Annotated in this window: 11 protein-coding genes and 6 pseudogenes; 14 read left to right on the forward strand and 3 right to left on the reverse strand. The window is 50.6% G+C overall.

The features are described 5' to 3' along the window. Positions 1-8 precede the first annotated feature (8 nt). Together H7U37_RS13245 and mobQ are read left to right on the forward strand one after the other, a co-directional pair. Complete coding sequence (locus tag H7U37_RS13245) at positions 9-326, forward strand: DUF3847 domain-containing protein (RefSeq protein ID WP_477742901.1); 318 nt, start codon at positions 9-11, stop codon at positions 324-326. A gap of 33 nt (positions 327-359) precedes the next feature. Then, a complete protein-coding gene (mobQ, locus tag H7U37_RS13250) occupies positions 360-1,889 on the forward strand; it encodes a MobQ family relaxase (protein ID WP_243414328.1) in 1,530 nt (509 codons plus the stop codon). 107 nt (positions 1,890-1,996) lie between these two features. On the opposite strand, the gene H7U37_RS13255 is transcribed toward mobQ, so the two are convergent. Both H7U37_RS13255 and H7U37_RS13260 read right to left on the reverse strand, forming a co-directional pair. Further along, a complete protein-coding gene (locus H7U37_RS13255; protein WP_204876398.1) occupies positions 1,997-2,287 on the reverse strand; it encodes a type II toxin-antitoxin system YafQ family toxin in 291 nt (96 codons plus the stop codon). Further along, positions 2,284-2,562: a type II toxin-antitoxin system RelB/DinJ family antitoxin gene (locus H7U37_RS13260; RefSeq protein WP_204876399.1), complete on the reverse strand. Its 279-nt coding sequence runs from the start codon at positions 2,560-2,562 to the stop codon at positions 2,284-2,286. The genes H7U37_RS13255 and H7U37_RS13260 overlap by 4 nt, the downstream gene beginning before the upstream one ends. 109 nt (positions 2,563-2,671) lie before the next feature. On the opposite strand from H7U37_RS13260, the pseudogene H7U37_RS16545 reads away from it, so the two are divergent. From H7U37_RS16545 to H7U37_RS16285, 3 genes and pseudogenes are all read left to right on the forward strand, one after another. Next, positions 2,672-3,227 (forward strand): annotated as a pseudogene (locus tag H7U37_RS16545) (phage replisome organizer N-terminal domain-containing protein); the annotation flags it as partial. A 40-nt stretch (positions 3,228-3,267) separates the two neighbouring features. Next, positions 3,268-3,957, forward strand: a complete 690-nt coding sequence (locus H7U37_RS13270; protein ID WP_207752019.1) for an ATP-binding protein — start codon at positions 3,268-3,270, stop codon at positions 3,955-3,957. A gap of 88 nt (positions 3,958-4,045) precedes the next feature. Then, complete coding sequence (locus H7U37_RS16285; protein WP_338049836.1) at positions 4,046-4,204, forward strand: hypothetical protein; 159 nt, start codon at positions 4,046-4,048, stop codon at positions 4,202-4,204. A 6-nt stretch (positions 4,205-4,210) separates the two neighbouring features. On the opposite strand, the pseudogene H7U37_RS13280 reads toward H7U37_RS16285, so the two are convergent. Next, positions 4,211-5,401, reverse strand: a pseudogene (locus H7U37_RS13280) (IS256 family transposase). Between the two features lie 101 nt (positions 5,402-5,502). Between H7U37_RS13280 and H7U37_RS13285 the strand changes: the two are divergent. The 9 genes and pseudogenes from H7U37_RS13285 to H7U37_RS16460 all read left to right on the forward strand — a co-directional run. Beyond that, positions 5,503-5,682, forward strand: a pseudogene (locus H7U37_RS13285) (hypothetical protein); the annotation flags it as partial. Between the two features lie 216 nt (positions 5,683-5,898). After that, positions 5,899-6,027: pseudogene (locus H7U37_RS13290) on the forward strand (Maff2 family mobile element protein); the annotation flags it as partial. Positions 6,028-6,460: 433 nt separating this feature from the next. Then, positions 6,461-7,654, forward strand: a complete 1,194-nt coding sequence (locus H7U37_RS13295) for an MFS transporter (RefSeq protein ID WP_204876403.1) — start codon at positions 6,461-6,463, stop codon at positions 7,652-7,654. Further along, complete coding sequence (locus tag H7U37_RS13300) at positions 7,647-7,967, forward strand: hypothetical protein (RefSeq protein ID WP_243413817.1); 321 nt, start codon at positions 7,647-7,649, stop codon at positions 7,965-7,967. Before H7U37_RS13295 ends, H7U37_RS13300 begins: the two co-directional genes overlap by 8 nt. Before the next feature lie 93 nt (positions 7,968-8,060). Next, the gene (locus H7U37_RS13305; protein WP_117536057.1) at positions 8,061-8,258 is read left to right on the forward strand and encodes a helix-turn-helix domain-containing protein; all 198 of its coding nucleotides are present in this window, start codon (positions 8,061-8,063) and stop codon (positions 8,256-8,258) included. Between the two features lie 129 nt (positions 8,259-8,387). Next, positions 8,388-8,573: a DUF4177 domain-containing protein gene (locus tag H7U37_RS13310; RefSeq protein ID WP_204876404.1), complete on the forward strand. Its 186-nt coding sequence runs from the start codon at positions 8,388-8,390 to the stop codon at positions 8,571-8,573. 644 nt (positions 8,574-9,217) lie between these two features. Continuing rightward, positions 9,218-9,616, forward strand: coding sequence for a plasmid mobilization protein (locus tag H7U37_RS13315; protein WP_204876406.1), 399 nt, complete (start codon positions 9,218-9,220; stop codon positions 9,614-9,616). Then, a pseudogene (locus tag H7U37_RS16455) lies at positions 9,588-10,625 on the forward strand (relaxase/mobilization nuclease domain-containing protein); the annotation flags it as partial. The gene H7U37_RS13315 and the pseudogene H7U37_RS16455, both read left to right, overlap by 29 nt. Before the next feature lie 102 nt (positions 10,626-10,727). Next, a pseudogene (locus tag H7U37_RS16460) lies at positions 10,728-11,205 on the forward strand (relaxase/mobilization nuclease domain-containing protein); the annotation flags it as partial.

Genomic DNA, 11,205 nt, shown 5'->3' on the forward strand with positions numbered 1-11,205 from the left:
CATACCTCATCACTGATATCGTGGCGTTGTTGTTCGTTACTCATAGGAACACCTCTTTCTGGGCTGTTGTCCCTATTATACTACATTACTCGTGTAAACACTATTTAGAGAACCTCCAGAAAATTCTGCTGAACCGGCAGCGTGACGCAGAACGGCGTGCCAGAACCCGCCGCCTGATTGAGCGCGGGGCCATTGTGGAGGGCGTGTTTTCTCTGGCTCCCGACCTGTCCGGCGAGGAGGTCAAAACATTTCTGGTTGCTCTTTCCCATCTGCCGGGAGTTACGGAACTGGCGGCAAAACTGCCGAAATCCGGGAATGCCGGATAAGTCCCTTGGTTACAAAGGTACAAAGGCGCACTTATGCACCGTTACCGGTGCCGTGCGCCCTGCCGGGGACTGTTGCGTACTTCGTCCGCGATGGGGCGCTGCGCTCCCCAAACCCTTTATTTCCCAAAAAGGAGGTGTTGTCCATTGGCAATCTGCCATATCCCCATCAAAATTATTCAGCGCAGCAAGGGCAAATCTGCCGTTGCCGCCGCTGCTTATCGAAGTGGAACCAAACTGACCAACGAGTGGGACGGTCTGACCCATGACTACACCCACAAGGGCGGCGTTGTCCATGCGGAAATCATGCTGCCATCCCACGCCCCGCCGGAATTTGCTGATCGCTCCACTCTCTGGAACAGTGTGGAGCAGATTGAAAAATCCAGAGACAGCCAGCTTGCCCGTGAAGTGGAAGTGGCCCTGCCCCGCGAACTCACCAGAGAGCAGCAGCTTGCCTTGATTCGAGCCTATGTCAAAGACAATTTTGTGGCCGCTGGAATGTGCGCCGATTTTGCACTCCACGACAAAGGGGACGGAAATCCCCATGCCCATATTCTGCTAACCATCCGCCCGCTAAAAGAAAGTGGTGAATGGGGCGCAAAGTGCCGCAAGGTCTATGATCTGGACGAACATGGCCAGCGTATCCCGGACGGCAAAGGCGGCTGGAAAAATTACCGGGAGGATACCACCGACTGGAATGACAAAGGAAAAGCTGAAGTCTGGCGGGCGGCGTGGGCGGACTACACCAACCAGGCATTGGAGGCCGCCGGAAGGCCAGAGCGCATCGACCACCGCAGCTACAAGCGGCAGGGTGTTGAGCAGATTCCCACTGTTCACATGGGCGTAGCCGCTACCCGCATGGAGCGCCGGGGCCTTGCCACCGAAAAAGGAAACCTCAACCGCCAGATTGCCGCTGATAATAAACTACTGAAAGAACTCAAGGCCCGTATCACCCGGCTTTACAACTGGTCAAAGGCCGAAGCGGAGAAATCCCCAGGCAAAGAAAGCACCGTTGCGCAGCTCTGGCAGGCAAGACAGGAAATGAATCGACCGGTGTCTCGTACCGGGAAAGTTCGCGCCTTGCAGGAGAGTGCTGCCCTGTTCAGCTTTTTGCAGACGAACGGTATCACATCCATGCAGCAGCTTTATGAAAAAATCGCGGACATGAACAGCCGGTATTACAGTCTGCGGGGGGAAATTGTCGCTGCCGAGCGCCGGATTGCCGTACTGAATGAGAAAGCGGAGATGTGGGCGCAGTACCGCAAATACCACCCCATCCGCAAACAGCTTGACCGGGTAAATCCAGATAAGCAGCAGCTGTTCCGGGAGCGCCACAGCCGGGAGCTAATCCTGTACGATGCCGCCGACCGATTTTTGAAGGGATTGAAGGAACTGAAGCCCAAAGAGTGGAAAAGTGAAATTGCCAGCCTGACCGCTGAAAAGAATAGCAAATATACGGAGATGAGAGCCATGCGGGAGGAAATCAAAGCTGCCGAGCAGCTGAAAAAGACTGCGGAGCGCCTTGCCAGAGAGCAGAACCCCCAGACCCATGAGCCGGAACGCTGAGAAGGGGTCGGTGTTTTGGCGTGGCCCTTGCCGGTGCGTCGCGTTTCACGACCCCTTGACCCACAGAAAAACCGCCGTACAGGTTCCCCATACGGCGGCGCATCCGCTTACTTATCAAACAAATCGCTGTGTATCCCGGTGCGGGCCAGAGTCAGCACCAGCACATCATCCTCGATGCGGTAAACAAGCAGCCAGTCCGGCTGGATGTGACATTCACAATGCCCACCCCAATTTCCGGACAGCTCATGGTCGCGGTTCTTTTCCGGCAGTGCTTCACCCATAGCCAGCAGTTCCACAACTTTTTCCAGCAGCTCTATTTTCAGGCCTCGTTTCATGGCCCGTTTATAGTCTTTTTTGAACTGCGTGGTGGGCTTGACTGTGTACTTTGTTTTTCTCATTTCTTCAGATCCGCGAACAGCTCGTCAAGGTCATTGTAACCTTTGACAGACGGGTCTTTCGCGATCCTTTCTGCTTCGAGCATCGCAGCGATGGTTTCCTTGTTGGGCTGTTCCAGCTTGACCTCAAAGGGAATCCCACCTTCCCGAAGCGACTGGCGCACAAAGATATTGAACGCCGTGGAAAGGTTCATGCCTAGTTCTGCAAACAGGGCATCGGCCTGTGCCTTCAAATCCGAATCCATGCGGATGCTGATGTTAGTAGTCGTTCCAGCCATCGTATCAACCCCTTTCTGCTGGTACTTATAGTATATGCCATTTGCACGAAGAAAACAATACTTTGCACGAAAAATTAACAATTTATGTGATTTTCCAGGAGGAAACACCATGTCAGACAATCGGAAATATTATTACCTGAAACTCAAGGAAAACTATTTTGATGATGATTCCATCGTACTGCTGGAGAGTATGCAGGATGGCGTCCTGTACTCCAACATTTTGCTCAAACTCTATCTAAAATCCCTGAAAAATGACGGCAGATTGCAGTTGGATGAAAACATCCCCTATACGGCGCAGATGATCGCCACCATCACCCGCCAGCAGATCGGAACCGTGGAACGGGCCTTGCAGATTTTTCTCAAACTGGGGCTGGTGGAGCTGCTGGACAGCGGAACCTACTACATGAGCAACATTGAGCTGCTGATTGGACGTTCCTCTACCGAAGCGGAACGAAAACGGGCCGCAAGGCTGCAAAACAGGGCGCTTTGTACTCCCCGGACAGATGGCGGACATTTGTCCGACATTCGTCCACCAGAGATAGAGTTAGAGAAAGAGATAGAGATAAAGAGAGAGATAGAGATGGGACGCCCTGAAACAGGGCGCACCGCCCGCGCCTATGGCCGGTATCAAAATGTGTTTCTCACAGACAAAGAGCTGGCCAGCGCCAGACCGTTGTGCCGAAGTTTGGGAAACCCGGCTATTTCATGCCCCGCTGCATCTGCCAGTGCCAGAAAGAGGCCGAAGAACAGCGCAAGGCCGCTGAGGAACGGCAGCGGCGCATGGAGCGCATTAAGCGCCGGAAATCCCAGGGCCTGCAAGACCGCTATCTGTACGACTACACCTTTGCCAACGATAACGGGCAGAATCCTTTGATGGACAAGGCCCGCGCCTATGTGGAGCATTGGGAGGAAGCCTACCGGCAGAATACCGGCTTGCTTCTGTTCGGGGATGTGGGAACCGGCAAATCATTTTTTGCCGGATGTATCGCCAATGCCCTGCTTGATCGGGATGTGCCGGTTCTGATGACCAACTTTCCCACGATACTGAATCGGCTTACCGGAATATTTTCCGAGGAACGGGCGGAGTTTATCACAAGTCTGGGAGAATATGATTTGCTGATTATCGACGATCTGGGCGTGGAGCGCAGCACCGACTATGCGATGGAGCAGATGTTTTTCATCATTGACAGCCGCTACCGCAGCCGCAAACCCATGATTATTACCACCAACCTGAAGCTGGTAGAGCTGAAGAACCCGCCTGATCTGGCTCATGCCCGCATCTATGACCGGATTCTGGAACGGTGTGCGCCTATCCTCTTTGCCGGAAAAAACTTCCGGGAGGAGAACGCAGGCGCTACCAGAGAGGCAGCAAAGGAGATTGTATCCCGAAATTGAAGCCAGAAACCACGGTACGGACAAAACTCTTGCCCCTGGCGGCAGGGTGTCCCAGAAAGGAGTATATGTCCCTATGTGTAACCCAAATATGACCTCAAATGCAGCACAGAGTAAAGCACCGGAAGAAGCTCCTGTGTTGATCCGGAAAATCGGAAAGACTACCTACAAAGTGCGCATTCATTTCAGCAATACCGTGGTGGGTCGTGTCAAGAATTTTTCGCACTTTAGTTTACAGTCCCTAGCGTAAATGAAGTCAGCCGGCAATGGAGGCATCCTCAGCGGCAGCCTCCAGATGCTTCATGTTCATATACTTCTTGTTGCCCCACTGGGTGCCGGCCACATGCCGCAGCCTGGCGCAGACCAGCATAAGGGCGGAATTGCCGTCCGGAAAACTCCCCACCACGCGAGTGCGGCGGCGGATCTCCCGGTTTAGTCGCTCAATCACATTGTTGGTACGAATGCGAGTCCAGTGCTCGCTGGGAAAATCGCAGTAGGTCAGCGTTTCCTCAATACCATCTTCTACCTTCTTAGCGGCCTCTTTCAGCTTCATGGAGCGCAGTTCCTCCACCACCGCCTTGGCCTTTTCTCGGGCTGCTCTTTTGCTCTCCTGAGCATGGATCGCTTTGAGCATCTTGGCTACCACCTTCACCTTGGAGCGAGGTGTTGCGGAGAACACATTGCGGTAGAAGTGGACGGTACACCGTTGGTATTTTGCATCCGGAAACACCTCTCCCACAGCCTCCAGCATACCAAGACACTTGTCGCCAACGATGAGTTTCACTCCGTCCAGACCACGGCCGCGCAGCCACTGGAAGAAGCTGATCCAGCTGGCCTTGTCCTCCTTCATACCCTCTGCGGCACCCAGAACCTCACGATATCCACCCTCATTGACTGCAATTGCCACAAGAATGGCTACATTTTCAAATTCTCCACCCCAATTGCGGCGCAGGTAGATCCCATCCACATAGACATACGGATACCGCCCACCTTACAGAGGGCGGTTCCGCCAATCTTCAATGTGGACATACGCTTTCTTATTCAGCTCACTGATGGTGGATGGAGATACCTTGCTGCCCCACAGAGCTTCTGTAATGTCCTCCACACGCCGGACGGATACACCTGCCAGGTACATTTCAATAAGAGCCTCTTCCACACTGCTCTCCCGGCGGCGATACCGTTCAATGATGGCAGTTTCAAAGGAGATCCCCTTGAGCTTAGGCACCTTGAGAGTAACATCACCGGAAGTGGTGGTGAGGTTACGACTGTAGTGACCGCTGCGGTAGCCTTGGCGCTGCTCGTTACGCTCGTACCGGGCCGCCTGGGTTAACTTCTCCGCCTCGGCCTCCAGAAGCTCGTTGAGTGTTTCCTCTACACTTCCGCGTACAAGTTCCTTGAGCTGCCCCTTGATTACTTCTTCATTTAGCTGTACAATCTTTTCCGACATGGTTTGCTGTCTCCTTTCGAATGGTGTGTCGCGACTTCATTCTACCAGAGATCTGCAAACCATGTCTTTTTTGTTTTTGCGAAACTTATTCTACCTGACCGCGTGGTGTTCGTCCGTTTTTGTCGGACAAGTACGACATCACCAAGCACCCCAATTATCCGTACACCGCCGATGCGGACCCCAAAAATGCCTTTGACATTGAGGCGTTTCTGTCCGCCCGGCTGAAACTCAAGCCCAACGAAATCTACGACGTGTACGAAGTAGATGCGGAGGGCGCGTAAATCTGTTCCGCTGTGAAAGGAGTGATCTTATCTACCCGCCTCAACTGCCCCGGATGGGGCCATTGGCGTACAAAGCGGACAATCACAAAAAAATAATGAAAAAAGGAGGACAGCCGGAATCAGCCCCCGGAAACCGGGCGGCAGATTGCTCCGGCTTTTGTATGCCTATGAATGACTAAATCAAACTTTTCAAATGATTCCGGCTAACTATAATTTATGGCATTTTTTAACCAGGCGATCACCGTTTTGCAGACCCTCGTTATTGCTCTGGGTGCCGGTCTCGGCGTGTGGGGCGTCATCAATTTGCTGGAAGGTTATGGCAACGACAACCCCGGCGCGAATGCTCATGTGCTATAAAGTAGCACACAAGAATTTGACAGACAGCAGCCCAACTATTTCTAAACTCTTGCTTTTAGAAGATACCTTTGCTATAATTAAAAACAGGAGTGAACTACATGAAAAATAGAATTGTAATTGACGAATTAAAAAGACGAATCAGCTCTGTGCAAATGTATCCGATGAAGCATTGTACGGAGCTTAAACTAAAAGCATGATTGCTTTCTTTTTCATCGGGAAATAGGGAAACAAGCAAGAATAAGGGTATTGAGATTTTAATACCCTCTGTTTTGTGTACCTATTTCCTCGATGATAGAAACGAGCAGACTTTAGTTAGAGACTGTGGACAATGTTTCGCCATAGTCTCTATTTTTATATTTACTTTTAGGGGCTATGGTAGATTATCGCCATAGTCTCTATTTTTTTGAAAGGAACAATCTTTATGAATGAATACAAATGGAAAAGCCATATTGCTCGATTTTTATCTGCGCAAACAATATCCCTGTTGGGTTCATCTATTGTTCAATATGCAATAATTTGGTATATCACATTAACAACTTCTTCCGGAAAAATGATAACCCTCTCCACTTTATGCGGGTTCTTACCGCAAATATTGATTTCCCTCTTTGCAGGAGTATGGATTGATCGTTATAGCCGAAAAGGGATTGTGATGATAACGGATTGCTTTATTGCAAGTGCTACTCTGATATTAGCTGTATTTTTTCTTACTGGACACAAGAATATCGAATTGCTTTTAGTTGTTTTAGCAATCCGGTCTGCCGGGACGGGAATACAAACTCCAGCAGTAAATGCAATTATCCCCCAAATAGTTCCACAAAAATATCTAATGCAAGTTAATGGATTTAACAGCACTTTATCATCAATTATTATGTTTGTTTCTCCAGCTATTAGCGGTGCTATTCTGTCGATAGCAACATTAGAAACAACTTTATTTATTGATATTTTTACTGCTTTAGTCGGAGTGAGTATAACCTCAACGGTTCCAGTAAAGCCCTTAAATATCGAAGTCAGAATGACCAAATCACATTTCACAGAAATGAAGGAGGGCGCGGTCTATCTAAAGAACCATACTTTTATGAGCAGACTGCTGATTTTTCAATTACTCATTTTATTTCTAATTAGTCCATCTGCTTTTTTAACCCCGCTCATGGTAAGCAGAACATTTGGAACAGAAGTTTGGCGCTTAACCATGAGTGAAATGACATATAGTTTTGGAATGATTATTGGAGGAGCAATTATTACATCATGGGGTGGTTTTAAGAAAAAACTGAATACTACATTAGTGGCAGGTGGAGTTTATGGTATGCTGATGATAGGGTTAGGAATTTCTCCTGTATTCATAGTTTATTTAATTTTTAATGTGCTAATAGGAATTACATCTCCTTGCTATAATACTCCGATTACAGCGTCTATCCAAGAGAAAGTTGAGCAGGAAATGCAAGGGCGCATATTCAGCTTCATGCAGATTGCCAATTCCTGTGCATTACCGTTAGGCATGATATTTTTTGGACCACTCGCTGACATTATAAATATCCAATCTCTTTTAATTATTTCTGGAATTTTAGTTTTTAGTATATCAACATTCGTATATATAAGGAGAGGCTTTTATGAATAATTTTGAAGATTACAAAGTCCATATCCAGTACACATTCAATGCATTTTGTAAGGTTGTCATTCGTCACGCCGCCATAGATATAATTTTGAAGTTGCGCCGGAGGTGGGAACGGGAAGTTTCCCTTGACTATCTGATGAATGAAAAGTTTGTCCAGCTTGCCGAGCCGGAGCAGCTTGAAGAATATCTTTTTACCGCCTGCGACCAAACCGCCGTTTTGTATCATGCGGAACTTGCCGCCGCCCTTGCCCGTTTGCCGGAGCAGACACAGGAAGAAATTTACGCTATTACTTCCTGCGCCAGCCGCAGCGAGTGATCGGCGTACATATCGGACGGACACGCAGCACAGCGGGGCGGCATATCCAGCTTGCTTTGAAACGGTTGCGGCGGCTCATGGCGGGGAAAGACCATGAGTAAACTTCTCCCCTATGAAACAATCGTCAAGGCGCATGAGGGCGACCCGGACGCAATCGACACCGTCCTTTCCCACTACGCCGGATATATCCGCTATTTTTCCAAAGTACACGGGCAGGTCAATGCCGAGGTTGAGGAATATGTGAAGCAGCAGCTAATTGCCGCGCTGTTCAAGTTTCGATTTGACCGATAAGCAAGGAACGAACACCGGCTGCCATTAGCGATTTTCCCCAACAAGTTTACAATTCATCTATTCCAATAAGTAAGCAGCCATAGTATAATAAAGCCAGCGACAAATTGAAAGTTGAAAAGGAGATTAGAAATGAAAAGATATGAGTATATGACCGTAGATTTAAGCGCAGAGCCTTCGTTTAATGTTCATGTTAAGTTAGACAGATATATTGCTAAGCTGAACGAATATGGTAAGCAAGGGTGGAGATTGATTTCTGGAACTGATGATTGGAAATATTCAATTTTTGAGCGAGAAATTGAGGATAAGGAAGAATGATAAACTGTAATTTATCGGGCCACCATGACCCGAACTTTCAAAACTGAATACCAGCCGCCCACCAGCGGCCAGCGAAAGCAGTAAGTCTGAAAAAGATTTGCTGCTTTTTTTGTTGTCTATTTGGCATATTTGAAATTTGTCCGTATTAAGAAGCAAAGAGAAAATTTCCAGAATTTCCGTCATTTTTGCCTTTGCTGGTGTTGTAGAGAATGAAAGGAAAATTTCTCTGCCCCGCCGGTTGCCAAAATCCCCTTTCCCGTATTACAGAAACGAAAGGAAATTTGAAAAAATCCCCGGACAGCGGGTAGCTGGCGGCCTTTCAAATGTATCTTTGCCGAAAGGAAAAAAGGCCGCGCACAGCGGGCTGAAAGCCCCGCCCCGTTCGCTCTATGTACGGAAAAACCCGGACAGGGGCAGTCTGCGGCTTACTAAGAGCAAGTTTCTACCACGGTGCCAAAATCCGCAATTCTGCGGTTTTGCCCCTCGCGGGAAACTTGTTGGGGAGTGCCTTCCCCAAACCCTGCTATGCGGCTTGCGCCGCAAAAAGATTTCCGTCCGGCGAAAAGTTTTTTCTCTCTTTCGCCCCGGAAATGGCTAACAGATAAGAGCATTTTTTGTGATAAGTGAAAGGAGGTATACAGCCCATGCCGAAGCGATACAACACACACCACCGCAGCCGCGTTGTGAAAACCCGGCTGTCCGAAGATGAATACGCCGACTTCACAGCGCGGCTTGCGCCCTATGGTATCAGCCAGTCGGAATTTCTCCGGCAGGCGATACGGCGGGCGACCATACGCCCCGTAATCCATGTGTCGGCGGTCAATGATGAACTGCTCTCCGCTGTTGGAAAGCTGGCCGCCGAGTATGGCAAGATTGGCGGCAACCTCAACCAGATAGCCCGGTATCTGAACGAGTACGGCGCACCCTACAACGCCCTCTCCGGCGAAGTACGCGCTGCCATAGCCGACCTTGCCGCCCTCAAGTATGAAGTCTTACAGAAAGTAGGTGAAGCGGTTGGCAACACTCAAGCATATCAACTCTAAAAATGCCGACTACGGAGCCGCCGAACAATACCTGCTTTTTGAGCATGACGAGTTTACCATGAAGCCTGTCCTTGATGAAACCGGCAGGCTTATCCCCCGCGAGGACTACCGGCTGTCCACACTGAACTGCGCCGGCGAGGATTTTGCCGTTGCGTGTATGCGGGCAAATCTCCGCTACGGGAAGAACCAGCGGCGGGAAGATGTGAAAAGCCACCACTATATCATCAGCTTTGACCCACGGGACGGCCCGGACAACGGCTTGACCGTAGACCGGGCGCAGGCATTGGGCGAGAAGTTTTGCGCCGAACATTTCCCCGGCCACCAAGCCCTTGTATGCACCCACCCGGACGGGCATAACCACAGCGGCAACATTCATGTGCATATCGTCATTAACAGCCTGCGGATTGAGGAAGTGCCGTTCCTGCCCTACATGGACAGGCCAGCCGATACGAAAGCCGATTGCAAGCACCGCTGTACCGACGCGGCCTTGCGCTACTTCAAGTCCGAAGTCATGGAGATGTGCCACCGGGAGGGGCTTTACCAAATCGACCTCTTGAACGGCAGCAAGAACCGCGTCACAGACCGGGAGTATTGGGCGCAGAAAAAAGGACAGGCCGCGCTGGACAAGCAGAACGCCCCCATGATTGCAGGCGGTATCACACCCCGGCAGACCAAGTTTGAAACGAACAAGGAGAAGCTGCGGCAGACCATACGGAAAGCCCTTGCCACCGCCGCCAGCTTTGACGAGTTTTCCTCTCTGCTGCTGCGGGAGGGTGTGGCCGTTAAGGAGAGCCGGGGGCGGCTTAGTTACCTCACGCCGGACAGGACAAAGCCCATTACCGCCCGCAAGCTGGGCGACGATTTTGAACGCGCCGCTGTCTTTGTCGTTTTGGAGCAGAACGCCGCCAGAGCCGCAGAAAAGGCCGCAGCCATACCCGAATCCCCCCGGCATGGGAAAACCGGCATACAACCTATAAAAGCCCCTCAAACCGCCCCGAAACTCGTCGGCGCAAGCTCCATATCCTTCGCTTCCCCGCAAGCGGGAAAGCTCACTCATTCCGCTGCTTCTCCTCTCCCCACAAAGCCAGACGGCTTTGCGGGGGCCCCAAGTGTGCAGCGGCTTGTGAATATTGAGCAGAAAATGGCCGAGGGCAAAGGCCGGGGCTATGAACGCTGGGCGACCATGCACAACCTCAAACAAATGGCCGCGACGCTGAATGTGTATCAGGAATACGGGTTCACTTCTCCGGAGCAGTTAGAAGCCGCCGTTGATACCGCCTATCAGGAAATGCGCCAGACCAGCGGCGAACTGAAAGCACTGGAAACCAAGCTGCAAGGGAAAAAGGAGTTGCAGCAACAGGTACTTGCCTATGCCAAGACCAAGCCCGCCCGCGACGGGCTGAAAGCGCAGAAATCCGAGAAAGCCCGCGCCGCATACCGGCAGGCAAACGAGAGCGATTTTATCATAGCCGAAGCCGCCGCCCGGTATTTCAAGGCGCATGGCATTACCAAGCTGCCCGCCCGGAAAGCGTTGCAGGCCGAGATCGAGCAGCTTATCTCCGAGAAAGACGGCCTGTATAACACCTATC

The sequence above is a fragment of the Pseudoflavonifractor phocaeensis genome (assembly GCF_016901735.1).
Taxonomy (GTDB): Bacteria; Bacillota; Clostridia; order Oscillospirales; family Oscillospiraceae; genus Pseudoflavonifractor_A.

What these genes read in the sequence shown, in the direction of transcription:
- H7U37_RS13270 (WP_207752019.1), top strand. Translation starts at nt 3,268, where the DNA reads ATGCCCCGCTGCATCTGCCAGTGCCAGAAAGAGGCCGAAGAACAGCGC.
- H7U37_RS13255 (WP_204876398.1), bottom strand. Translation starts at nt 2,287, where the DNA reads ATGAGAAAAACAAAGTACACAGTCAAGCCCACCACGCAGTTCAAAAAA.
- H7U37_RS13295 (WP_204876403.1), top strand. Translation starts at nt 6,461, where the DNA reads ATGAATGAATACAAATGGAAAAGCCATATTGCTCGATTTTTATCTGCG.
- H7U37_RS16285 (WP_338049836.1), top strand. Translation starts at nt 4,046, where the DNA reads ATGACCTCAAATGCAGCACAGAGTAAAGCACCGGAAGAAGCTCCTGTG.
- H7U37_RS13310 (WP_204876404.1), top strand. Translation starts at nt 8,388, where the DNA reads ATGAAAAGATATGAGTATATGACCGTAGATTTAAGCGCAGAGCCTTCG.
- H7U37_RS13315 (WP_204876406.1), top strand. Translation starts at nt 9,218, where the DNA reads ATGCCGAAGCGATACAACACACACCACCGCAGCCGCGTTGTGAAAACC.
- mobQ (WP_243414328.1), top strand. Translation starts at nt 360, where the DNA reads ATGCACCGTTACCGGTGCCGTGCGCCCTGCCGGGGACTGTTGCGTACT.
- H7U37_RS13300 (WP_243413817.1), top strand. Translation starts at nt 7,647, where the DNA reads ATGAATAATTTTGAAGATTACAAAGTCCATATCCAGTACACATTCAAT.
- H7U37_RS13305 (WP_117536057.1), top strand. Translation starts at nt 8,061, where the DNA reads ATGAGTAAACTTCTCCCCTATGAAACAATCGTCAAGGCGCATGAGGGC.
- H7U37_RS13260 (WP_204876399.1), bottom strand. Translation starts at nt 2,562, where the DNA reads ATGGCTGGAACGACTACTAACATCAGCATCCGCATGGATTCGGATTTG.